We start from the raw sequence: 22,641 nt of genomic DNA, 5'->3' as shown, positions 1-22,641 counted from the left end.
TCATGACGCTTGACAGGTGCCCCGCGTCCCCTCCCCTGCAGCTGCCCGAATCGGCGAGCTGATCTCGGACGCACGCAAGCACCGCGGCATCACTCAGGACGAGCTCGCGGTGCTCACTCAGATCGACTCGTCGAACATCCGCGGCTACGAGAAGGGGCGCGCACTGATGGGCATCCCGACCCTCGTCCGCATCGCGGACGCGTTGAGGATCGAACCGGGAGTGCTGCTGGATGGCGTCACCCCGGAGATGTTCACGACCTCGGCATCCGATCGGCGCCGGACCGGCTGACGAGATCGATCACGCGCCCGAATGTCGGAGGTATGTTCGACACTTCAGGCATGAACACTCCACTCGTCACTGAAGCCGAACAACTCGTCCACTCCCTGGCCGCTGCTCTCACCGAGCCCCAGCCCGCGGAGTGTCTGCCCTGCTATCTCGATCGCCTGCTGCGCACAGCACCGTGCGACGGCACCCTGCGCCTGGCCATGCGATATCGGGATGCCGTCGCGCCGCGCGCGACCGCGCTGGAGCGCCGCATGCACGACCGCGGCGGATGCTGCGACTGCGAGATCCTCTGGAACGTCTACAACTCGAAGTCCGAGGACGTCTTTCCCTGCTCGGGCGTACCGCGCGGCAGCACCGCGGCGTGCGACCTCTGGGAGGGAAGACGTCGGTAGTCGACGAGGGGCGACGCCCTTCGACGGGCTCAGGGCCCAGAACGGGCGTGCCGTTCGACAGGCTCAGAGCCCGATGCATCCGTCATCCTTCGTCACAACGGCCCCGGGAATGCCAGCAGACTCATAGCGTTGGCTTCAGATGACGCGCACTGTGCGCTCACTGACACATGGAGCCCTCGTGACCACCACTGCCCGTGCGCAGAAAGCGCCCGACACCCGAGGACCGGTCCGCAAACTGCTGACCTCCTTCGGGTTCCAGATCCTCGTCGCCCTCGTCCTCGGCATCGCCGTCGGCCTGCTCGGCGTCTCGCTCGGCGCGAGCGGAACGAACCCGACGGTGCTGTCGGACACGCTCGACCGCATCGGCAGCTCGTACGTCACGCTGCTGCGCGCCGCCGTCGTGCCGCTGATCTTCACGGCCATCGTCGCCAGCATCTCGAACCTGCGACGCGTGCAGAACGCCGCCCGCCTGGCCGGCCAGACCCTCCTCTGGTTCGCGATCACCGCGTTCGTCTCGGTGATCATCGGCATCGTGCTCGGCCTGGTCATCCAGCCCGGCGCCAAGGCCGGCGCGGATCTTGAGACCGGCGCCCCCTACACGGTCGGCACCTGGTGGAACTTCCTCCTCGGCCTGATCCCGCAGAACTTCCTCGGCCTCTCCGTCTCGAGCTCCTTCGACGCCGACGCGCAGATCGTCACATCGGGCGTCGGCTTCAACATCCTGCAGGTCATCGTGGTCGCCGCGGTCGTCGGCATCGCCGCGCTCAAGGCCGGCAAGAAGGCCGAGCCGTTCCTGGCCTTCACCGAGTCGCTGCTGAAGATCATCCAGCGGGTGCTGTGGTGGATCATCCGCATCGCCCCGATCGGCACCTTCGGTCTGATCGGCTCCGCCGTCATCAAGTACGGCTGGGACAAGCTCACCTCGCTCGCCTGGTTCGCCGGCGCGATCTACATCGGCCTCGCGCTGGTACTCTTCGTCGTCTACCCGATCCTCGTGCGCTCGCACGGCCTGTCGGTCAAGCAGTACTTCTCCGGCGCATGGCCGGCGATCCAGCTGGCCTTCGTCAGCCGCTCCTCGATCGGCACCCTGCCCCTCACGGAGCGCGTCACCGAGCGCAACCTCGGCGTCCCCGGCGGCTACGCGTCCTTCGCCGTGCCGCTCGGCGCGACCACCAAGATGGACGGCTGCGCCGCCATCTACCCGGCCATCGCCGCGATCTTCGTCGCACAGTTCTTCGGCATCGAACTGAACTTCGTGCAGTATCTGCTGATCGTCATCGTCTCGGTCGTCGGCTCCGCCGCCACCGCAGGCACCACCGGCGCGATCGTCATGCTCACGCTGACCCTGTCGACACTGGGCCTGCCGCTCGAGGGCGTCGGCCTGCTCCTCGCCATCGACCCGATCCTCGACATGGGCCGCACCGCGGTCAACGTCGCGGGCCAGGCACTGGTGCCGACCATCGTCGCCAAGCGCGAAGGCATCCTCGACGAGGAGCTCTACAACGCTCCCCGCAACGGCCTGCCGTTCGCCGAAGACCTGGATGACGCGGATGCCGCGGAGCCCGAGTCCGACAAGGAGCCGGCAGCCACCCGCTGACAGCATCCGTCCGCCTGAGCGCCTCGCCCCATCCGGGGCGGGGCGCTCTCGCGTTCTCCCCCGTGCTCCCGCCCACTGTCGTCGAGAGCACGCGATGTCGCCGAGCGCACGAGAAATCAGCGCGAAGTTGCCGTGCACTCGGCGAGGTCCCGTGCTCTCGACGGAAGCAGGGAAGGCTCGCCCCACCTCAGGGTCGGGACTGGCTCCGCGTCGCCGCACGGGTGTCGAGCGCCAGCTCCTCGGCGTCGATCGCCGTGATGAGCTCGTGCATGACCTCTTCGCTGAGGGTGCCGGCATCCCGCTCCTCGAGCAGCAGCTGACGCCGCACAGCCAGCCAGCCCTTCGACATCTCCAGGAACTGCTCGTACGTCGGCCGCGGCCGCAGGTCGATCTGCGAGGTCTCGGCATCCGCCTCCACCCGCACCAGTCGCTGGGCGAACGCGTCGAACACCGCCAGCTGCCCCTCGCCGTGCTTGTCGGCCCACTTCCGCCGCATGTCGCGCAGGTACGCCTTGCCGGCATCCCGACTGCGCTCACGAACGGCCGTGATCTGCTTGGCATCCTCCAGCGCCTCGCTGTCATCGACGACGCCGAGCAGCTTGATCAGCCACGGCAGCGTCAGCCCCTGCAGCAGCAGGGTGCCGACGGTCACGACGAACGCGACCACGACGATCGCGTGCGCCGCCTCATCATCCAGACCGGCGAGATCGGATGCCGCGAGCGCAGTCGCCAGAGTGACGACGCCGCGCATCCCGGCCCAGGAGATCACCGCATTGTCGCGCCAGGACAGCTTGGTCTCCACCAACCGCGTGCGCAGCTGCTGCTCGGTGAGCGGCTTCCTCCCGCGCCGGGAGACGTCGACGGGCACGCGGCCGTGCCCCTGCTTCATGGCCTCCCACCGGCGCAGGCGCATCTTCGCCCACCACTGCCCCCACGCGTTCGCGGGGTACACGAACAGCGGCCGCACGACGAGGACGACCAGCAGCACCACGACGGACAGCCCGATCACCGGCCACACATCTCCGTCGTTGAGGTCGGCGACCACACGCGGCAGCTGCAGCCCGATGTAGGCGAACACGAACGCCTCAAGCAGGAAGTCGGCCGACAGCCACAGCGGTGCCTCCTGCTGCCGGGTCGTGTAGCTCGTGCGCGGGGCGTTGAAGCCGACGAAGAGACCCATCGCGACCACCGCGATCACGCCCGACCCGTTCAGCTGCTCGGCGATCGCATACGCCCCGAATGGCGCGAGCAGACCGACCGTTCCGTTGATGACCGTGTCCTGGCTGCGCATCCGCAGCTGGTGCATGCCGACTCCGAACAGCACCCCGACGATCACGCCCACGACCACCGCGAGCAGGAACTGTCCGATCGCCGCCCAGCCGTCGAACGTCGCTGCGCCCGCGACCACCGCTGCGGCCAGCACCCGGTACAGCGTCAGCGAGGTGGCGTCATTGATCAGACTCTCGCCCGAGAGCACGGTCATCACGCGCCGCGGCAGCCCGAGCCTGCGTCCGATGGCCGCCGCCGACACGGCATCCGGCGGCGCGACGATCGCTCCCAGCAGCAGTGCGCCCGGCAGCGTGAGCGCGGGGAACAGCCACCAGGCCACCAGCCCGACGACCACGGTGGTGACCACGACGAGCCCGATCCCCAGCCGCCGGATCTGCGGCATCGCCCGCGTGAAGCTGATGAACGACACGTCCAGCGCCGCGGAGTACAGCAGCGGCGGCAGCACGATGTTCAGCAGCACGTGCCCGTCCATCGAGGGGTTCGGCACGAAGGGCAGGAAGGATGCCACGAGCGCGACCACCGTCACCAGCAGCGGTGCCGGCCACCCCTTCCATCGGGCGACAGCGGCGACCGCGACCGCGCAGACGATGACGAAGAAGATGCTGGCATCCATCTGAAAAGGCTACTGCCCGTATCCGCTGGGAAAACGGATGCCGCACCGCAGGGGCCGCGGTGCGAATGCCCTCCACGCAGATGGAAAGTGCTGGTCCCACAGCCTCCCCACCGACGTTTTCCATCCGCGGCCGGTTGCACCGGATGGAAAACGCTGGCGGCAGGGTGCTCCCACCGACACTTTCCATCCGCGGCCGATTGCACCGGGAACCAGCACGCCGGCACCCGCACACAGCAATGCCCCGCCATCCCCACGTGGGCGATGGCGGGGCATCCGCTCCCCTCCGTCAGGACTGGCCGTGCTGCGCCCTCGATCTGCGCGACAGCGAGTCGATGATCACGGCGAGCAGCAGCACGCCTCCGGTGACCATGAACTGCACGTCCGAATCCAGGCTCAGCAGCGTGAGCCCGTTGAAGATCGACTGGATCACGACGATTCCGAGCAGCGCCGACCAGGCCGATCCGCGCCCGCCGAACAGGCTGGTCCCGCCGATCACCGCGGCGGCGATGGCGACCAGGTTGGTCGTTCCACCACCCGTCGAGATGCTCGCCGCTGTCAGGCGCGCCGCGAGCATCAGCCCGCCGAGCGTCGCCAGCACCGTGCCGACCATCAGCGCCGAGATGTAGATCGCCTTCACGTTGATGCCCGCGCGGCGCGCGGCCTCTTCGTTGCCGCCGACCGCGTAGATCCAACGCCCCCAGCGGGTGCGCGTCAGCAGCAGCGCCATGACGGCGACCAGGACGATGAACAACAGGAACGACACCGCGACACCGCGGTTGGTCGCCAGCCATGTGATCGCTGCGAACGCGACGACCGCGATGACGACCGCCTTGATCACGATGAGCGAGGTCGGCCCGGTGGACAGCCCCGCCTTGGTGCGGCGGCGGGCCTTGGTGACGTCGTTGAAGACGATCGCGAGCACGACCACTCCGGCGATCGTGTACGCCAGCCACGGCGGCAGGAACCAGTTGGTCGAGAACTGCACGATCCACGAGTTGTACGGCAGGTTGATGGTTCCGGTCGGCCCCAGCACCCACAGCTGCAGACCGAGGAAGCCCATGAGTCCGGCCAGCGTCACCACGAAGGTCGGTACGCCGAACCGGGTGAACAGGAACCCGTACAGGTAGCCGATCGCCGCGCCGACGGCCAGCGCCACGACGATGGACAGCCAGATGGGCCACTGCCAGCTGATGAAGGTCACACCGAGGATCGCCGACGACAGTCCGGCGAGCGATCCGATCGACAGGTCGATCTGCGCGACCAGCAGCACCACGACGACACCGAGCGCGAGAACGCCGAGCGCCGCGCACTGCAGGGTCAGGTCGACGAGGTTGGTCGCCGACAGGAACCGCGGGTTCAGGATCTGGAAGACGACCCAGATGACGATGAGCCCCAGGAACACGGGCAGCGAGCCGAGGTCGCCGGTGCGCACCCGGATGCCGAATCCGCTGATCACTCCGCGCAGGCCCTCGCCGCGCAGCACGCGCTCATCCTGCAGATCGGTCGCGATCGTGGTGGGCGCGGAATTGTCCTTCGTCTGCTCGCTCATTCTGCGTCCTTCGGGGTGGAGTGCGCGGCACTGCGACTGCTGACGGGGTTGTCGGTGGCGCCGGTGATGGCGGCGACGATGTCCTCGTAGCTGACATCGGCGGTGCGGAACACGCCATTGTTGCGGCCGAGTCGCAGCACCACCACGCGGTCGGCCACAGCCTGCACGTCGGCCATGTTGTGGCTGATCAGGATGACGCCGAGGCCGCGCTCGCGCAACCGCTCGATGAGGTTCAGCACCTCCGCCGTCTGGGCGACGCCCAGGGCCGCGGTCGGCTCGTCGAGGATCACGATGCGCGGTTCGCCGATCAGCGAGCGGGCGATCGCGACCGTCTGTCGCTGACCTCCGGAGAGGGAGGCCACGGCGATGCGCACGGAGGGGATCTTCGCGGAGAGCTGGCGCAGCAGCGCCCAGGCCTGCTCCTCCATGAGCTCCTCGTCGACCAGGAATCCGCCGCGTTCGCGACCGAGGAACAGGTTGGCGACGACGTCGAGGTTGTCGCAGAGCGCCAGGTCCTGGAAGACCGTGGCGATGCCCAGCTCCCGCGACTCGGTCGGGGAGGGGATCGACACCGGTGCGCCGTTGAACGTGATGACGCCGCTGTCGGCGGGGTGCACGCCGGCGAGGATCTTCACCAGCGTCGACTTTCCGGCGCCGTTGTCGCCGACGAGGGCGACGACCTCTCCCGGGTAGACGTCGAGGTCGATGTCGGTCAGCGCCCTGACGGCGCCGAAGCCTTTCGAGATGCCTCGGATCGAGAGAACGGGCTCGCGCACCGCATCAGGCTGCTCGTCGAGGTCGGATGCTAAAGCCACTGCGGCTCCTTCGCTGTGTGGCCGCGGTGCCGGCGGATCGCCGGCACCGCGGGGGTGATCACTTGAGACCGTGCGCTGCGCACGCGTCGGCGTACGCGGTGGTGCAGATCTGGTCGATCGTGTACAGGCCGTCGGCGACGACCGTGTCCTTGATGTTGTCGACGGTCACGGCGACCGGGTTCAGCAGGAAGGACTGGACGGCTGCGCCGCTGGCGGTGTCGGCGGTGGTGTCGGCCTTGGGCGACTCGCCGTTGGCCAGCGCGACGGCGAGCTCGGCGGCCTTGTACGCCTCGGGCTTGAACGCCTTGTAGACGGTCATGAACTGGTCGCCGGTGAGGATGCGCTGGATGCCCGAGAGCGAAGCATCCTGACCTGTGACGGGAGGAAGCGGAGTGATGCCACCGGCCTTCAGCGCCGCGATGGCACCGCCGGCGGTGTCGTCGTTCGCGTCGTAGACGCCCGTGATCTTGTCGCCGAACTTGGTCACCTGGCCGGAGACCCAGTCCTGAGCCTTGGGCGGCTCCCATCCGGGTGTGTCGTACTCGCTGAGCACGGTCAGGCCGGAGGCGTCGATGACGCTGTGCGCGCCCTTCTTGAACTGGGCGGCGTTCGGGTCGGTCGGCGAGCCGTTGACCATGATGATGCCGGAGTCGGCCGGAAGGCCGAGCGTCTTCATCTGGTCGACGAGTGCCTGCGCCTGCAACTGTCCGACCTTCTCGTTGTCGAAGGAGACGTAGTAGGAGACATCGGCGCTGTCGATCAGGCGGTCGTAGGAGATGACCGGGATGTTCTTGGCCTTGGCCTGGTTCACGACAGCTGCGGCGGCCTTGCCGTCGAACGGGTCGAGGACGAGCACGTCGACGCCCTGGGTGAGCATCGACTCCGCCTGCTGCTGCTGCTTGGCGGCGTCGCCGTCGGCGTTGGCGAAGAGGACCTTGCAGTCGGCGCAGAGTTCCTTCACGCGCTCTTCGAAGTAGGGCTTGTCGGCGCTGGCGTAGCGCTCGGTGACGTTGTCGGGAAGGAGCAGACCGATCGTCTTGGCTCCGTCCTTCGCCGAGTCGTCCGGCGCGGCGCCGGTCGACGTGCCGTTGGAACATGCGCTCAGCATGCCCACGGAGAGGGCGAGTGCGGCGCCGACCGCCAGCGCTCGCTTGGTCATGTTCTTCATCGAAACCTCCATAGCTGTGCCGACCACCTTGGCGACTTCCTGAGTGTTGCAGTCTTCACGCCTTGACGTCAAGACTTGAACTCAATCCGTTATCTCCCTCAGTCGCGGACGTTCATCTCATCGATCGCGCGCACAGCCGCCCCGCGCGCCGAGACGCCAGGGCCGAGCTGCCCCTGCACGACATCAGGCACGGCATCCCCCTCGACGATCACGGTGTTCTCCATCGCCAGCCGGATGGGGCCGAGCAGCAGCTCCCCCGCCCGCGCCAGGTCGCCGCCCACGACGATCCGCTCGGGGTCGAAGAGGTTGCAGAGGTTGCCAGCGGCGAGTCCGATGTGCCTGCCGGCATCCGCCAGAGCCCGGATGCAGTCGCCGTCGTTCGCCATCGCCCGCAGCACCACGTCGCTGACCTTCGTGATGCCGCCGGCATCGCCCAATCGCTCCAGGATCGCGGGGCCACCGGCGATCGCCTCCAGGCATCCGCGGTTGCCGCAGCGGCAGAGCGGCCCGTCCTCGATGATCACGGTGTGGCCGAGCTCGCCCGCGGTGCCGTTGTGCCCGCGCAGTACGCGCCCGTCGAGCACGAGCCCCGAGCCGACGCCCTCGCCGACATCCAGGTACACGATGTTCTGCTTGCCTCGCCCCGCGCCCAGCCGCGTCTCGGCGAGCGCCGCGAGGTTCGAGGCGTTGTCGAGGAAGACCGGCTGCCGCAGCCGCCGGTGCACGACCTCGACGATGTCGACTCCGGTCCACCCGCGCAGGATGCCGCGCCCGGCCACGCGCCCTGAGGCGCGGTCGATCGGCGCCGAGACGGCGATGCCGACGCCGCGCAGCTCGTCCATGCCGGACTCGAGGTTGGTGAGGATGTCGGAGAGCAGCAGCGATGCGCGATCAAGCTCGTTGTCGGCCCGGTGATCGCGGGCGAGCGGCATGTGGTTCTCGCCCAGCACGGTGCCATTGATGTCGGCCACCAGCACGCGCAGGTGGCGCGCCGCGACATGGATTCCGGCCACCAGCCCGACCGCGCGGGCGAAGGAGACGAGCGTCGCCCGCCGGCCGCTGCGGATGCTGGGAGCGGTGCGCAGGATGCCCGCGGCCGCGAGCTCCTTGACGATGTTCGAGACGGATGCCGCCGACAGCCCCGTCACCGCGGCGAGCTCCACCTGTGTCAGGCTGCCCTGCTTCTTGATCGCAGCGGTCACACGACGCCGGTTGGCTTCACGCAATGAAGCCTGAGACCCGGGAGGACGCCTATGTGATGCCACGACGACACACTACCCGGCAGGAGGGCGACAACGCGATCACTGTCTTGATGCGATGGTTCGGGATGCCGTCGCCTCGTGCTCGCCGGCATCCGCGTCCGCTCCGCCAGCGGCGTCTGCCGCAGCCGGTCGCAGACCTCGGCGAGCAGCCGGAACGAGGGCCCTCAGCGAGCCTCGGCAAGCAGCCGGGTCACCTCTTCGTCCGTGGTCTGCCGGAAGTCGATGTAGTACATGCCGACGGCCATGAACCCGGGCGGCGCGCACAGGCACACGACCTCGTCGGCATCGCCCCCTTCAGCACCGTCAAGCCCTGACAGCGCGCCCGGTGACGCCACCGGCACCGCGACGACCACCTGGCGGGCGCCCCGCGAGCGGGCCACCGCGCAGGCCGTCCGCATGGTGGCGCCCGTGGCGATGCCGTCATCGACGATGATCGCCACGCGCCCGGCGATCGGGACTGGCGGCCGCCCGGCACGCAGCATCCGGACCCTGCTCTCGACCTCGTCCCGTGAGCGCTGCTCGGCGGCGGCGAGCTCGGCGTCACTCACCCCGACGGCGTCGATCACTCCGGGGTTGCGCACCACCGCGCCGTCTTCACCGACCGCCCCCATGGCGAGCTCCGAGTGTCCGGGTGCGCCAACCTTGCGCACGACGAGCACGTCGAGCGGTGCGGACAGCGCGCGGGCCACCAACGCCGCAACCGGCACTCCGCCGCGCGGAAGGCCCAGCACGACGGCATCCTCGTGCGCGCGATGCGTCAGGCTCCTCGCCAGTTCCTGGCCCGCGTCGAACCGGTCCTCGAAATTCCACATGACATCACCTGCCTCCGGACTACGCCGCGCGACCGCCTGGGTCAAGCCCCTCGCGGAATGCCCCGGACCTCGATGCGGTTGCCCCTTGTGATGACTGCCTCCGAGATGACCCCAGCGCTGTCCGTCCTCGACCTCGTCCCGGTGCGCACCGGGCAGACCAGCGCGCAGGCCGTCGCCTCGTCGATGACGCTCGCCCAGCGCGCCGACGAGCTCGGCTTCCGCCGCTACTGGTTCGCCGAGCACCACAACATGCCGTCCGTGGCTTCGACCTCTCCCCCGGTCCTCATCGCTGCGGCCGCTTCGCGCACCACGCGCATCCGGGTCGGCTCGGGCGGGGTCATGCTGCCGAACCATGCGGCGCTCATCGTCGCCGAGCAGTTCGCGGCGCTCGAGGCCATCGCGCCCGGCCGCATCGATCTCGGCCTCGGCCGTGCGCCGGGCAGCGACCCGGTGATCACGCAGTTGCTGCGTCAGTCCGGCACCACGGGCGACGTGGAGCGGTTCCCCTCGCACGTGCAGGACATCGCGCTGTTGATGACCTCCGGTGGGGCGACCGTGCGGTTCACGAGTGGCCAGGAGTACCCGGTGCGCGCGACGCCCGCGGCATCCGCCTCCCCCGAGATCTGGCTGCTGGGCTCCAGCGACTACTCCGCCCAGCTCGCGGCATCCCTCGGCCTGCCGTACGTGTTCGCGAACCACTTCGCCGGCCAGGGGCTCGAGCGCGCGCTCGACCTGTACCGGGCTTCGTTCCAGCCCAGTGAGACCCTCGCCGAGCCGCGCACGTTCCTCACCGCGAACGTCGTCGTCTCGCCCACGGCCGACGAGGCCGAGGCCCGCGCGCTGCCCCAGCTGCGCATGATGGCGCGGCTGCGCCGCAACCTGCCGCTGGCCGCTCTCGAGACGGTCGAGGAGGCGCAGCAGGGTCTGGCCGATGCCCCGGATGCCGCCGAGCAGACCCTCATCGACGGAGCCCGCGCCAACTGGTTCGTCGGCGACCCGGCGACGGTGCGCTCCGAGCTGGCGGCCTTCGCCGGGCGGCACGGCGTCGACGAGATCATGATCTCCCCTGTGGCCGGCTCCTTCGCATCCGAGCCCCTCGACTCCGCCGTCGGCCGCGCCCATACCCTGGAGCTGCTCGCCTGAGTCGCGCTGCGCGCGTCCTGCCCGCGCGCAGATGGAAAAGGTCGGTCAGCAAGCCGCGTAGCCGACGTTTTCCATCTCCCCAACACTCCGCGGATGGAAAACGTCGGTGAAACACCCCTGTGACCGACGTTTTCCATCCGCGGCCTGGGCAGCGCCGCGCGGCGCGAATCTCCTGCACAATCGCCCGTGGCCACGAGTTCTCCACGGTTCTCGGGATTCCGGTCCATCTGATCACGCCCGCCGGGTCACGATGTCGGAATGCGACACCGGATCCCCCTCCCCGTGAGCCTCGGGGAGCACTTCGCTGTCAGAACTGCGGATGCTGCAGGCGTCGGCCGATGGCGACGCGACACCCCCGATCTGCATCGACCTTTCCACGGCATCCGCTCGGCGAGCGCTCCCCTGACCTTCGCCGAGACGATGGCGTGCCATCGGCCGAGACTGAAGGAGCACCAGCGATACGTGGGACGGACCGCTGCGCGGCTCTGGGGACTGCCGTATCCGAAGGCGTGGTCGGGGAAGGATCCCGTGGAGGTCGCGGTGCCCCTCGACCACACGCCGCCGAAGACCACCGGGGTGAAGGGACGACGGCTGTCCCTGGACCGCGCCCAGACATGGAAGCTCGACGGCGTCTCGGTCATCGACCCCGTGGCGGCGCTGTTCACCTGCGCGGATACCCTGACCGTCGATGAGGCAGTGATCATGATCGATGCGCTGCTGACCTCGGCATCCGACTACCCCGATCGGCGTCCCGGACTGCCCCTCGTGAGCGCGGCGGAGATCTCGGAGCGACTCGACATCTGGCGCGCCTTCCCCGGTTCTCGGACCATCAGAGCTGCGCTTCCCCTGGCCCGCGCGAACGTCGAGTCGCCGAAGGAGACGGAGACCCGACTGCTCATGCTGGGTGCCGGGCTGCCCGAACCCGCGGTGCAGCACGAGGTGTACGACCGGCGCCGCTTCATCGCACGGGTCGACCTCGCGTACCCGGAACTGAAGATCGCGATCGAGTACGAGGGCGACGGGCACCGCACGAGCAAGGAGCAGTGGCGCCGCGACATCCAGCGTCAGCGCGACCTGGAGGACCGTGGGTGGATCGTCATTCGCCTCACCCAGCAGGATCTCGGAAGCGGGTCGGCGGCGTTCCTCACCCGCATCCGCCGCGCGATCCTCGCACGTACTGCGTGAGCGGCCGACGCGACGCCTTCAGCGAGATGGAAAACGTCGGTACGGATACCCCGGAACCAGCACTTTCCATCCGCGACACCGCAAGCGGGATGGAAAACGCAGGCAGGAGGGCCCGGGAACCGACGTTTTCCATCTGCGGGACGGGCGGGCGGGGCGAGACCGTCCCCGCGGCCTACGCGTCGTCGGGCTCGCCGGCGATGAGGGCGCGGAGCCAGTCGCGGGCCTCGACGAAGATCTCATCGGCGTAGCGATCGGGGTACTGCACGATGCGGCGGTCGGCGCGCGGGTACGACCCGAGGAAGACCACGCGAGGGCTGTAGCGGCGGATGCCGAGCAGCGCGTCCGCCATGCGCTCGTCGTGGATGTGCCCGTCGGCGTCGAGCACGAAGCGGTAGCGGCCCAGCTCGTCGCCGATGGGTCGGGACTCGATCAGCGACAGGTTGATGCCGCGGGTGGAGAACTGCTCGAGCATCTCCAGCAGCGCACCGGGGTGGTCATCGGGCAGCTCGACGATGAGCGAGGTCTTGTCGGCGCCGGTCGGCTCGCCGGCGACGACGGTCCGCGACACCAGTACGAACCGGGTCACGGCGTTGATGTTGTCGCCGATCTGCTCTGCCAGCACCTCGACGTCCTGATGCCGCACGACTCCGGGAGCCGCGATCGCGGCCTGCGCGGGCAGAGAGCCGTCGAGGACGCCGAGAGCGGATGCCACGTTGCTCGCCGCCGGAACATGGGCGTGCTGCGGCAGATTGGCATCCAGCCAGCTGTGGCACTGCGCGTACGCGACCGGATGCGCGGCGATGACCTGCACGTCCTCGAGCTTCGTCCCGGGCGGGGCGACCAGCACGAAGTTGACCTTGACCAGGTACTCCCCGATGATCCGCAGCCCCGGGTTGTTCGCCAGTGCGTCCTGCGTGGTGGAGACGCCGCCCTCGATCGAATTCTCGATGGCGATCATCGCCGCGTGACTGCGGCCCTCGAGCACATCGGCCAGAGCCTCACCCACGTTGTGCACCGGACGCCAGTCATGGCCGCGGGCCTCGGGCACCTGATCCAGCGCCGCCTCGGTGAAGGTTCCAGCAGGGCCCAGGTAGCTGTACGTGCGGCGATCGGTCACCACGCAAGCCTAGTGCTGAGCATCCGACCGGTTACGGGGCCCCGCATCCGGTGACGCATCACGACGCCGAGGATGCGCGAGCGGCATGCGCGGGGCAGACTAAGGACATGACGAGCCGTGCAGGCCTCCCCGCGGAGGACAAGGACCTCATCGATGTCGACGAGCTGATCGCCGCGTACTACGACCGGCATCCCGACCCGAAGATCGCGGCGCAGCGCGTCGTGTTCGGCACGAGCGGGCACCGGGGCTCCTCGCTGTCGAGCAGCTTCAACGAGGACCACATCCTGGCGACCACGCAGGCGATCGTCGACTACCGGCGCGGGCAGGGCATCGAGGGCCCGCTGTTCCTCGGCCGCGACACGCACGCCCTCTCCCGTCCCGCCGAGCGCAGCGCCATCGAGGTGCTGATCGCCAACGGCGTGGACGTGCGCGTGGACTCCCGCGATGCCTGGGTGCCGACCCCCGCGCTCAGTCACGCCATCCTCACCTACAACCACGGTCGCGCGGCATCCGATGCGGGTCGCGCCGACGGGATCGTCGTCACCCCGTCGCACAATCCGCCCCGCGACGGCGGGTTCAAGTACAACCCGCCGCACGGCGGTCCTGCCGATACGGATGCCACGGGCTGGATCGCCCAGCGGGCCAATGAGCTCATCGAGGCGGGACTCGAGGGCGTCCAGCGCATCCGCTACGCCGACATCGACGGCGACACGGTCGGCGACTACGACTTCCGCGACGCATATGTGCGGGATCTGTCCACGATCATCGACATCGACGCCATCAAGAAGGCGGGCGTGCGCATCGGCGCCGACCCGCTGGGCGGGGCATCGGTGGAGTACTGGGCCCTGATCGCCGAGGTGCACGGCCTGGATCTCACCGTCGTGAACCCCGAGGTCGACCCGACCTGGCGCTTCATGACGCTGGACTGGGACGAGAAGATCCGCATGGATCCGTCCTCGCCGAGCGCGATGGCCTCGCTGGTGGCGAAGAAGGGCGACTTCGACGTCCTCACCGGCAACGACGCGGATGCCGACCGGCACGGCATCGTGACTTCGGATGCCGGGCTGATGAACCCGAACCACTACCTGGCCGTTGCGATCGACTATCTGTTCTCGCACCGCACCGAATGGCCCCGGGATGCCGCGATCGGCAAGACGCTCGTGTCGTCGATGATCATCGACAGGGTCGCCGAGTCGCTCGGCCGCCGACTGCTCGAAGTGCCCGTCGGGTTCAAGTGGTTCGTCCCCGGGCTGCTCGACGGCAGCGTGGCGTTCGGCGGAGAGGAGTCGGCCGGAGCCTCGTTCCTGCGCCGCGACGGCAGCGTGTGGTCGACGGACAAGGACGGCATCCTGCTGTGCCTGCTGGCCGCCGAGATCATCGCCGTCACCGCCAAGTCGCCCTCGGAGCGGTACCGCGAGCTGGAAGCGGCCTTCGGAGCATCCGCGTACCAGCGCGTTGACGCCCCCGCGACTCCTGAGCAGAAGGCGACGCTCGGCAAGCTCGCCCCGTCGGCGGTATCGGCGACCGAGCTCGCCGGCGAGCAGATCACCGCAAAGCTCTCGCACGCCCCGGGCAACGGTGCGGCCATAGGCGGTCTGAAGGTGCAGACCGAGCACGCCTGGTTTGCCGCCCGCCCCTCCGGCACCGAGGACGTCTACAAGCTGTACGCCGAGAGCCTGCGCGGCCCGGAGCACCTCGCGCAGGTGCAGGAGGAGGCTCGCGCCGTGGTGTCAGCGGCGCTCGAGGGCTGACGTGCGGTTCGCTCTCCCGTTTTCGCAGGGTGCGGTCAGCCGCCGTGCAGACCGGTCGATCATCCCGCTCATCGCGGTGTTCATCGTGTTGCAGCGGTATTGGAAGCTCGACCTGATCAGTGGTTCGCTCAAAGGGTGACGATTCATCGATCGAGCTTCAGAGGCTTCCTGGAACGCGCCCTCGAGCGCGTGTCGGAGAGCCGTCGGGCGGACGGCTATACCCGTCTGCCCGACGGCGAGCACCCGGACCTGTACGGAACGGCGGCGGCTGTCGGAATCCGGATCGCGCTGGGCGATCGTCCCGTGGGTCACGAGGCGGACGAGTTGCGCCGCACCGTGCATTCGTTCGCCGCCCCGGATGGCATGTTCGACGATCCGACGCACGGCAGGATCCACCGTGCCGCCACCGCCGTGACGACGCTGATGGTCCTCGGGGAATCGCCATCCGTGCCCATCCCGCTGCAGGGGCTGCTGCACGCGGATGCGGCCGCACCGTTCCTCGCCGGCCTCGACTGGGATGAGCCGTGGCTCACCTCCCACGACGCAGCTGGACTGCTGGCCATCGGACTCGTCTGCGCTGACGACACAGACGGTGCGAGGTCACGATGGATCGCGGAGTATCTGGGCTGGCTGGACGCTCATGCCGATGACGAGACCGGGCTGTGGTTGCGCGATCGGATGGGTTCGCTCGATGAGGACCCCGGGCTGTTCGGCAACATGGGATGCAGTTTCCACATGCATTTCCTCTACGAGTGGCTCGGGCGCGGTTGGCCGCATCCGGATCGCGTCGTCGATGCGGGGATGCGACTGCTGCAGCACGGTGAAAGCGTGCTTCCTGCCGAGGACGACCCGGTGGACGCCTGGGGATTCCGCCAGCTCGACTGGGTCTATTCGGTAGGGCGCTCGGCCCGTTCCGGCCACCGGACCTCGGAGGTCACTTCCGCATGCACGGCGCTCGCCGACCGAGCCGCCACCGCGCTTTCGTCTCCGGACGCCACGGACGGCGATCTGCACGCCGTCCAGGCGCGCGTGGGACTGGTGGCCGAACTCGCGACGCGCCTTCCCGACTCGATCGACACCGGCGCGTTCTCGCTGCGGTCGATCGTCGATGTGCGGCCCTTCATCTGAGGTCCGCACACCCCTCCCCGGCATCCGGTGCACCCGCACGATTCGGGCACACGTGCACGATCAGATCACGGCATCCGTCGTGCGGGCGTTCCCGAATCGTGCACCTGTACCGGTCAGGCCAGTTGCCGGGCGAGCACGGTTCCGGCCTCGCGCAGCCAGCGCGCGGGCTCGGCGAGAGCGGATGCCGATGAGCCGGCGAGCTCGCTCAGCGACGCGGTCGCGGTGAATATGCCGGTATCGGCATCTTCATCGATCCGTCCCGCCACCAGGGCGGTCCGCGCACCGGCGTCCGCCGCGAGCGACGCCACGAACGATGGGACCTTGCCCGCTCCGGACTGTCCGTCGTAGGCGCCCTCGCCGGTGACGACGACGTCCGCGTCGGCGACGGCATCCGCGAGTCCGATCAGCCGCGCCACTTCTTCCGCACCCGGCAGCAGCCGCGCACCCCAGGCCACGAGGGCACCGCCGACGCCGCCGGCCGCCCCCGCACCGGGAACGGAGACGTCCAGATCGAGCAGGCCCGCGAGACGGACCAGATCGGCGTCCACGGCTGCCCGATCAACGGCATCCGTGAGCCCCTTCTGCGGGCCGAACACCTCTGCGGCACCGCGGGGGCCGGTGAACGGGTTCGTCACGTCGGTGAGCACGAGCACCTCGGGCGCGGCCCGCAGCCCCGAGAGATCCGCTCGCGACAGCGCGGCGAGCCCGCGCGCACCCGTGGCGACCGCGCCGCCGGAGGCGTCCAGGAACCGGGCACCGAGGGCACGCAGCATCCCCGTGCCGCCGTCGGTCGACGCGCTCGAGCCGATGCCGACCACCAGCCGAGAGACGCCGCGATCCAGCGCGGCGGCGATGGCCTGTCCGAAGCCGGACGAGTCGGCATCCCAGGGGCGCAGCTCGTCGAGAAGCTCGATCCCCGAGGTCGACGCGAGGTCGATCACGGCCGTGCCGTTCGGGGCATCGTCGGATGCCGGCAGCAGCAGCCACGACGTCTCGACCGGTGCTGCCGCGGGGCCGTCCACCGTCACGGGCATCCGCGCCGCTCCGGGAACGGCGGCGGCGAACGCCGCGACGGTTCCCTCTCCCCCGTCGGCCATCGGCCGCAGCACGACCTCTGCCGCGGGGTCGACGGTGAGCCATGCGTCGGCGAGCATCTGCGCGGCATCCGCCGCCGTGATCGTTCCCTTGAAGCTGTCGGGGGCGAAGACGATCCGCATCACGCGCTCACGCCGGGGGTACTCGCGCGCACGCGCACCTCGAGCTCGATCGCGGGCTGCTCCCACTCGGCATCCACGGTCGCGCGGAACGCCTGGTAGCCCACGTCGCTGAGCGGCACGTGCACGGTGGAGAGCTGCGGGGTGACGTCACGGCTGACCGGCACGTCATCGAATCCGCAGACGGCGATATCAGCACCCACCGTCCGACCGGCATCCCGGATCGCGGTCATCGCGCCGATCGCCACCACGTCGCTGAGCGCGAACACGAGAGTTCCCTCGTCGACGCCGTCATTAAGGGCCTCAGCCATCGAGTCCGCGCCGGACTCGCGCTCGAAGGTGCCGCGGTACACCCGGGAGACCTCGCCACCGCCCGCAGCGAACCCGGCCGTGAAGCCGGCGAGACGGTCGTCGGAGGTGCGCACGCCCTCCGCCGCGCCGATCGCGATCGCGCGTCGGTACCCGAGCTGCGCCATCGCGGCGCCCAGCTGCTCCGCGCCGCCGCGGTTGTCGATGCGGATGCTGCGATCTCCGCCGTCGCCGAAGGTGACCGTGCGGCTGCCGAGCGCACCGAACGCCCGCAGCTCCTCGACGATGGCGGGATCGCCGGAGCCGGCACGCGACGCCGCGAGGATCACACCGCGGGGCCGCTGCCCGCGCAGGGCGTGCAGCACGCGCGCTTCCCGCTGGGACTCCCGCTCGGTGATCGCGACGGTGACGATCAGACCGTCCTCGTCGGCGCCGCGCGCGACGCCCGAGGCGATCAGACCGAAGAACGGGTCGGCGATGTCCGCGACCAGCAGTGCGATGACCTGCGATGTGCCGCGGGCGATCGCCTGCGCCGAGACGTTGGGGATGTAGCCCAGCTCGCCGGCGGCCTGCTCGACCTTCTCGCGGAACGATTCCGCGACCTTCCGGTCGGAGCCGTTGAGCACCCGCGAGGCGGTCGCCAACGACACCCCCGCGACCCGGGCGACGTCATGCAGCGTCGGTGCGCTCGCGCGCGTGGCTTCAGCACTCATGCGATGAGCCTATCCATGTCATCGGGCGCGTCCGGGACGCGGGTCGCGGACCCCGTGCAGGCCGCGGGTCGCGGACGCGTCCGGGTCGCAATCGATGCCGCTTCGGGCGGCGAGGAACGGCATCCATTGCGACCTGGACATCAGGCGAGCCAGCCGCGCAGGGTCGCCGCCTCGGCCGCGAGCAGCGCGGGGTCGTCGTCGGGGACGAACTCCAGCAGGGCGTCGCGCGGAGGGACGGGAAGAGCGGATGCCGCGGCGCACAGCGCCTGCCACAGCTCGGCGCGCTCGTGCAGCCTCAGCCGCTGGGCCTCGGGCCACCACGAGAACACGTGCACTGCGCTGGTCTGCGCGGCCAGTGCGTCGAACTCGGCCAGGGCGACGGCGTCCGCAGCTCCCACCGAGGGCTGCCAGTACGTCGACAGGACGGGGTTGGCGACGTCGGCGAGCAGGCGGAGCACGGCATCCGGGTTGTCGGCGACCGTCCCCCGGTGGTACTCCAGCGCAAGCCCGATGCCGCGGTCGGATGCTTCGGCGGCAGCATCCCGAAGCCGGCTGACCACCTGTGCGTACTGGGCGGGCGTGGCATCCGCGGAGTCGACCCGACCCGCCCAGATGCGCACCCGGTCGGCGCCGAGCGCCTCGGCGCTGTCGAGGATGGGCGTGAGCGCCTCGTCCGCTCCCGCGCGGAAGTAGGAGCCGTACGAGCACACCGCGAGCCCGGCATCCACCGTCGCCTGAGCGACCTGCGCCGCCCGCTCCGGATCACCGGCGGGCACATGCACGTCGCCGCCCCACTCGATCACCTCGAGCTCGGCCTCCGCCGCGCGCACGACGATCTGCTCGGGGGTGAGCTGCCGGAACGTCACCGAGCACAGTCCTGGTCGCATGATCATCCCTTCATCCTGCCCGCCCCGTCTCCCCGTACCCGTCTATATGGCGCATACCGCCCTGGTTTCGGACTGACGGGGGCGGTTTGCGCCATATAGACGGGCTTTCAGGGGAGGTGCGGGGAGACTGCGGTGCCGAAGGACTCCACGGTGCGCGCGACGACGTGCGCGGGGTCGTCGGCCCAGATGTCGGCATTGAACAGCTCGACCTCGATGTCGCGGTTGTAGCCGGTCTCGATCACGGCCCGCGTGAGCGAACCGAAATCGATGACGCCCTCGTCCATGTAATGCCGGCTCAGCAGCACGTCCTCGGCGAGCGGCGTCTTCCAGTCGCACACCTGATAGGTGGCGATGCGCCCCTCACGGCCGGCGCGGGCGATCTGCTCGAGCACCTGCGGATCCCACCAGATGTGGAAGGTGTCGACGGCCGCGCCGACGACCGCGGAGTCGAAGTCGGCGGCGATGTCCAGGGCCTGGCCCAGTGTCGAGACGACGGCCCGGTCGGACGCGTACATGGGATGCAGCGGTTCCAGGGCCAGCGTGACTCCGGCGGCCTTCGCGTCGTCGGCCAGCGCGCCGATCGCATCGCGCACGCGCTCACGGGCGCCGATCAGGTCGCGCGATCCAGCGGGCAGGCCGCCCGCGACGAGCACGAGCACGGCGGCGGAGCCCTCGGCGCCCGCGGCGGCGAGCGTCGCGGTCTCCTCGATCGCCCGGCGATTCTCGTCCAGTGCGGCCTCGCGCTCCGGTCCGACCGGCAGAGTGAAGAATCCGCCACGGCAGTGCGACGAGAAGCGCAGTCCGGAGTCCGCCAGCATCCGTGCGGCGACGTCGAGACCGACCTCGTTCACGGGCTCACGCCACAGCCCGATCGACTGCACACCGGCATCCGCCGTCACCCTCAGCGCGGTCGCGAGGTCCGCGTACTTGATGGTCGCCTGGTTGATGGAGAGACGGGGGTCCGGTCCCTGAGCTTGTCGAAGGGTCATGCGTCGAGTCCGTTCAGGCGCAGCATCCCGTGCCAGCGCTCGCGCGCGAGCTCGGGGTTCTCCAGGGCGAGCGAGGCGTTGGCCAGCTCGACGATCCGGGACAGGTGCGGCAGGCTGCGCGCGGAGTGCAGGCCGCCGACCATCTGGAACGCGGGCTGGTGTCCGTTCAGCCAGGCCAGGAACGCGACACCGGTCTTGTAGTAGAAGGTGGGCGCGGCGAACACCTGGCGGCTCAGCTCCTCGGTCGGACCGAGGATGCGCTGGTAGGCCGCCGCGTCGCCGGCATCGAGCGCCTGGATCGCGGCGGATGCCACCGGGGTGATCGCCGCGAAGGCGCCGAGCAGCGCGTCCGAATGGGTGCGGTTGCCGTCGAGTGCACCGGATGCTGTCGAGTGCACGGCCTCTTCGCGCGGAGAACCCGCGCTCTCGGCGAGATCCCGTGCTGTCGACGCCGAGGTCGCATCGGAGCCGCCGATCAGCGAGACGTAGTTGAAGTCGTCGCCGGTGAACATCCGCACGCCCTCGGGGAGCCGCGAGCGCACCGAGATCTCGCTCTCGGCGTTCAGCAGGCTCATCTTCACGCCCACGACCTTGCCGGGGTTCTCGGCGATGATGTCCAGCAGCACTGCGGATGCCGTCTGCCAGTCGTCTGCCCCGAAATACCCGGCCAGTTCCGGGTCGAAGGCGGTGCCCAGCCAGTGCAGCACGACCGGGACGGTCGCCGACTGCAGCACCTCGCGGTAGACGCGGCGGTAGTCGTCGGCGCCGGTCGCGACGCGGGCGAGGTGACGGGATGCCATCAGCACCGGTCCTGCGCCCTGCTCCTCGGTGAACTCCAACTGCGAGCGGTAGGCGTCGATCACGGCATCCACCGAGATCACCTGCTCATCGATGTGGTCGGTGTTGACGCCGACGACGACCGAGCCGCCCTCTTCGCGCGCCACCTCGGCGCTGCGCGAGATGAGCTCGCGGGTGGCGGCGGCATCCAGACCCATGTTCCGCTGCGCGGTGTCCATGGCATCCGCCACTCCCAGACCCCAGGAATACACGTTGCGGCGGAACGCGAGCGTCGAATCCCAGTCGATGTCGGCGGGCCGGCCCGGGGTGTTGTCGCCCCAGACGACCGGCACGACGTGCGCGGCCGCGTACGCGACGCGGGAGCGCAGCGGGGAGGTCGGGCGGGCGTAGACGCCGGAGTCGTTCAGCTCGGCATCCGAGAGCCGTCCATCAGCCGAGAGCAGGCGCAGCGTGGTCACAGCGACAGCCTCTCGATGACGATCTTGCGACCCTCGGCGCTGGAGGCCAGACCCGCCTCGGCGAACTGCACGCCGCGGGCGCCGGCCAGCAGGTCGAAGGCGTAGTCGGTGCCGAGCACGTACGACTCCAGGTACTCCTCCCACTGCTGACGGAACCCGTTCAGGAACACGTCGTTGGTGGGCACGTCCTGCCAGTCGGCGTCGTAGTCGTGGGTGTCCTCGAGGTCGGGGTTCCACACCGGCTTCGGGGTGGCGTTGCGCGGCTGGATCTTGGCGCCGAACAGACCGACGACGGCCGAGCCGTGCGTGCCGTCGACCTGGAACTCGACGAGCTCGTCGCGGTTCACGCGCACGGTCCACGAGGAGTTGATCTCGGCGATGATGCCGCCTTCGAGCTCGAAGATGCCGTAGGCGGCGTCTTCGGCCGTGGCGTCGTAGTGCTCGCCCTTCTCGTCCCATCGGTCGGCGATGTGCACCGCTGCCTGGGCGTAGACCGAGCGCACCTCGCCGAACAGGTTCTCGAGCACGTAGTTCCAGTGCGGGAACATGTCGGTGATGATGCCGCCGCCGTCCTCGGTGCGGTAGTTCCAGCTGGGGCGCTGCGCGGGCTGCCAGTCGCCCTCGAACACCCAGTAGCCGAACTCGCCTCGGACGGAGAGGATGCGGCCGAAGAAGCCGGAGTCGATCAGGCGCTTGAGCTTCTGCAGGCCGGGCAGGTAGAGCTTGTCGTGCACGACACCGGTCTTGACCCCGGCCTCACGTGCCAGGTTCGCGAGCTCCAGGGCCTCCTCGAGCGACTCGGCGGTGGGCTTCTCGGTGTAAATGGCCTTGCCTGCTGCGATGGCCTTGCGGATCGCGCTGGCGCGCGCCTTGGTCACCAGGAAGTCGGCGTAGATCTCCCACTGCGGGTCGGCGAGTGCGGCATCCAGATCGGTCGTGTAGTCCTCGATGCCGTGCAGGGCTGCGAGCTCGGCGAGCTTCTCGGCGCTGCGGCCCACGAGGATCGGCTTGACGGTGACCTTCGAGCCGTCGGAGAGCTCGATGCCGCCCTGGTCGCGGATCGCGAGGATGGAGCGCACCAGGTGCTGCCGGTAGCCCATGCGTCCGGAGACGCCGTTCATGATGATGCCGATCTCGCGCACGTTCGCCATGGTGATCCGTTCTG

General features: G+C 69.5%; 20 protein-coding genes. 7 read left to right on the top strand and 13 right to left on the bottom strand.

From position 1 onward, the window contains the following. The first annotated feature begins 16 nt into the window (after positions 1-16). From QF046_RS14545 to QF046_RS14535, 3 genes are all read left to right on the top strand, one after another. The gene (locus QF046_RS14545) at positions 17-289 is read left to right on the top strand and encodes a helix-turn-helix domain-containing protein (protein WP_307371123.1); all 273 of its coding nucleotides are present in this window, start codon (positions 17-19) and stop codon (positions 287-289) included. A 50-nt stretch (positions 290-339) separates the two neighbouring features. Next, a complete protein-coding gene (locus tag QF046_RS14540) occupies positions 340-678 on the top strand; it encodes a DUF2695 domain-containing protein (protein ID WP_307371121.1) in 339 nt (112 codons plus the stop codon). Positions 679-817: 139 nt separating this feature from the next. Next, complete coding sequence (locus QF046_RS14535) at positions 818-2,275, top strand: dicarboxylate/amino acid:cation symporter (RefSeq protein ID WP_373425733.1); 1,458 nt, start codon at positions 818-820, stop codon at positions 2,273-2,275. A 187-nt stretch (positions 2,276-2,462) separates the two neighbouring features. On the opposite strand, the gene QF046_RS14530 is transcribed toward QF046_RS14535, so the two are convergent. From QF046_RS14530 to QF046_RS14505, 6 genes are all read right to left on the bottom strand, one after another. Beyond that, positions 2,463-4,178, bottom strand: coding sequence for a sodium:proton antiporter (locus QF046_RS14530; RefSeq protein WP_307371119.1), 1,716 nt, complete (start codon positions 4,176-4,178; stop codon positions 2,463-2,465). Between the two features lie 286 nt (positions 4,179-4,464). Continuing rightward, complete coding sequence (locus tag QF046_RS14525) at positions 4,465-5,727, bottom strand: sugar ABC transporter permease (protein ID WP_307371117.1); 1,263 nt, start codon at positions 5,725-5,727, stop codon at positions 4,465-4,467. After that, on the bottom strand, positions 5,724-6,542 hold the full coding sequence (locus tag QF046_RS14520) for an ATP-binding cassette domain-containing protein (protein WP_307371115.1): 819 nt from the start codon (positions 6,540-6,542) through the stop codon (positions 5,724-5,726). Before QF046_RS14520 ends, QF046_RS14525 begins: the two co-directional genes overlap by 4 nt. Before the next feature lie 58 nt (positions 6,543-6,600). Continuing rightward, positions 6,601-7,710, bottom strand: coding sequence for a sugar ABC transporter substrate-binding protein (locus QF046_RS14515; protein ID WP_307371113.1), 1,110 nt, complete (start codon positions 7,708-7,710; stop codon positions 6,601-6,603). Between the two features lie 98 nt (positions 7,711-7,808). Further along, entirely contained in the window at positions 7,809-8,912 is a 1,104-nt protein-coding gene (locus QF046_RS14510) for an ROK family transcriptional regulator (RefSeq protein ID WP_307371110.1), read from the bottom strand. Between the two features lie 224 nt (positions 8,913-9,136). Then, positions 9,137-9,784, bottom strand: coding sequence for a phosphoribosyltransferase (locus QF046_RS14505; RefSeq protein WP_307371106.1), 648 nt, complete (start codon positions 9,782-9,784; stop codon positions 9,137-9,139). A 90-nt stretch (positions 9,785-9,874) separates the two neighbouring features. On the opposite strand from QF046_RS14505, the gene QF046_RS14500 reads away from it, so the two are divergent. Together QF046_RS14500 and QF046_RS14495 are read left to right on the top strand one after the other, a co-directional pair. Continuing rightward, positions 9,875-10,927 carry an LLM class flavin-dependent oxidoreductase gene (locus QF046_RS14500; protein WP_307371102.1) on the top strand — a complete coding sequence of 351 codons (1,053 nt, stop codon included), beginning with the start codon at positions 9,875-9,877 and terminating at the stop codon, positions 10,925-10,927. 258 nt (positions 10,928-11,185) lie between these two features. Beyond that, the gene (locus QF046_RS14495; protein WP_307371100.1) at positions 11,186-12,112 is read left to right on the top strand and encodes an endonuclease domain-containing protein; all 927 of its coding nucleotides are present in this window, start codon (positions 11,186-11,188) and stop codon (positions 12,110-12,112) included. A 172-nt stretch (positions 12,113-12,284) separates the two neighbouring features. On the opposite strand, the gene pheA is transcribed toward QF046_RS14495, so the two are convergent. Continuing rightward, complete coding sequence (gene pheA, locus QF046_RS14490; protein WP_307371098.1) at positions 12,285-13,229, bottom strand: prephenate dehydratase; 945 nt, start codon at positions 13,227-13,229, stop codon at positions 12,285-12,287. A 107-nt stretch (positions 13,230-13,336) separates the two neighbouring features. Here pheA and pgm point away from each other — a divergent pair, with 107 nt between their 5' ends. Together pgm and QF046_RS14480 are read left to right on the top strand one after the other, a co-directional pair. Further along, positions 13,337-14,980, top strand: coding sequence for a phosphoglucomutase (alpha-D-glucose-1,6-bisphosphate-dependent) (gene pgm / locus QF046_RS14485; protein WP_307371096.1), 1,644 nt, complete (start codon positions 13,337-13,339; stop codon positions 14,978-14,980). Positions 14,981-15,115: 135 nt separating this feature from the next. Continuing rightward, positions 15,116-16,108 (top strand): hypothetical protein, encoded by a 993-nt coding sequence (locus tag QF046_RS14480; protein ID WP_307371094.1) that lies wholly within the window; start codon positions 15,116-15,118, stop codon positions 16,106-16,108. 113 nt (positions 16,109-16,221) lie between these two features. Here the strand turns inward: QF046_RS14480 and QF046_RS14475 are convergent, their stop codons facing one another. The 6 genes from QF046_RS14475 to QF046_RS14450 all read right to left on the bottom strand — a co-directional run bounded on the left by QF046_RS14475 (position 16,222) and on the right by QF046_RS14450 (position 22,627). Then, positions 16,222-17,325, bottom strand: a complete 1,104-nt coding sequence (locus QF046_RS14475; RefSeq protein WP_307372869.1) for a glycerate kinase — start codon at positions 17,323-17,325, stop codon at positions 16,222-16,224. Beyond that, positions 17,325-18,344, bottom strand: coding sequence for a LacI family DNA-binding transcriptional regulator (locus QF046_RS14470; RefSeq protein WP_307371092.1), 1,020 nt, complete (start codon positions 18,342-18,344; stop codon positions 17,325-17,327). Before QF046_RS14470 ends, QF046_RS14475 begins: the two co-directional genes overlap by 1 nt. Positions 18,345-18,484: 140 nt before the next feature. Continuing rightward, complete coding sequence (locus QF046_RS14465; protein WP_307371089.1) at positions 18,485-19,237, bottom strand: sugar phosphate isomerase/epimerase; 753 nt, start codon at positions 19,235-19,237, stop codon at positions 18,485-18,487. A 101-nt stretch (positions 19,238-19,338) separates the two neighbouring features. Continuing rightward, positions 19,339-20,220 carry a sugar phosphate isomerase/epimerase gene (locus QF046_RS14460; protein WP_307371087.1) on the bottom strand — a complete coding sequence of 294 codons (882 nt, stop codon included), beginning with the start codon at positions 20,218-20,220 and terminating at the stop codon, positions 19,339-19,341. Then, complete coding sequence (locus QF046_RS14455) at positions 20,217-21,476, bottom strand: dihydrodipicolinate synthase family protein (RefSeq protein ID WP_307371085.1); 1,260 nt, start codon at positions 21,474-21,476, stop codon at positions 20,217-20,219. The genes QF046_RS14460 and QF046_RS14455 overlap by 4 nt, the downstream gene beginning before the upstream one ends. Beyond that, positions 21,473-22,627: a Gfo/Idh/MocA family protein gene (locus QF046_RS14450; protein ID WP_307371083.1), complete on the bottom strand. Its 1,155-nt coding sequence runs from the start codon at positions 22,625-22,627 to the stop codon at positions 21,473-21,475. The genes QF046_RS14455 and QF046_RS14450 overlap by 4 nt, the downstream gene beginning before the upstream one ends. Positions 22,628-22,641: the final 14 nt, after the last annotated feature.

Source organism: Microbacterium sp. W4I4 (assembly GCF_030816235.1).
Lineage (GTDB): Bacteria > Actinomycetota > Actinomycetes > Actinomycetales > Microbacteriaceae > Microbacterium.
Note: the sequence above shows the minus strand (reverse complement) of the source record. Positions and strands in the feature narration are given on the sequence as shown.

Excerpts from the sequence above, each read along its gene's own strand:
- QF046_RS14540 (WP_307371121.1), top strand. The coding sequence starts at position 340 with ATGAACACTCCACTCGTCACTGAAGCCGAACAACTCGTCCACTCCCTG.
- QF046_RS14535 (WP_373425733.1), top strand. The coding sequence starts at position 818 with ATGACGCGCACTGTGCGCTCACTGACACATGGAGCCCTCGTGACCACC.
- QF046_RS14530 (WP_307371119.1), bottom strand. The coding sequence starts at position 4,178 with ATGGATGCCAGCATCTTCTTCGTCATCGTCTGCGCGGTCGCGGTCGCC.
- QF046_RS14525 (WP_307371117.1), bottom strand. The coding sequence starts at position 5,727 with ATGAGCGAGCAGACGAAGGACAATTCCGCGCCCACCACGATCGCGACC.
- QF046_RS14515 (WP_307371113.1), bottom strand. The coding sequence starts at position 7,710 with ATGAAGAACATGACCAAGCGAGCGCTGGCGGTCGGCGCCGCACTCGCC.
- QF046_RS14505 (WP_307371106.1), bottom strand. The coding sequence starts at position 9,784 with ATGTGGAATTTCGAGGACCGGTTCGACGCGGGCCAGGAACTGGCGAGG.
- QF046_RS14500 (WP_307371102.1), top strand. The coding sequence starts at position 9,875 with ATGACTGCCTCCGAGATGACCCCAGCGCTGTCCGTCCTCGACCTCGTC.
- QF046_RS14495 (WP_307371100.1), top strand. The coding sequence starts at position 11,186 with ATGCGACACCGGATCCCCCTCCCCGTGAGCCTCGGGGAGCACTTCGCT.
- pgm (WP_307371096.1), top strand. The coding sequence starts at position 13,337 with ATGACGAGCCGTGCAGGCCTCCCCGCGGAGGACAAGGACCTCATCGAT.
- QF046_RS14475 (WP_307372869.1), bottom strand. The coding sequence starts at position 17,325 with ATGCGGATCGTCTTCGCCCCCGACAGCTTCAAGGGAACGATCACGGCG.
- QF046_RS14470 (WP_307371092.1), bottom strand. The coding sequence starts at position 18,344 with ATGAGTGCTGAAGCCACGCGCGCGAGCGCACCGACGCTGCATGACGTC.
- QF046_RS14465 (WP_307371089.1), bottom strand. The coding sequence starts at position 19,237 with ATGATCATGCGACCAGGACTGTGCTCGGTGACGTTCCGGCAGCTCACC.
- QF046_RS14460 (WP_307371087.1), bottom strand. The coding sequence starts at position 20,220 with ATGACCCTTCGACAAGCTCAGGGACCGGACCCCCGTCTCTCCATCAAC.
- QF046_RS14450 (WP_307371083.1), bottom strand. The coding sequence starts at position 22,627 with ATGGCGAACGTGCGCGAGATCGGCATCATCATGAACGGCGTCTCCGGA.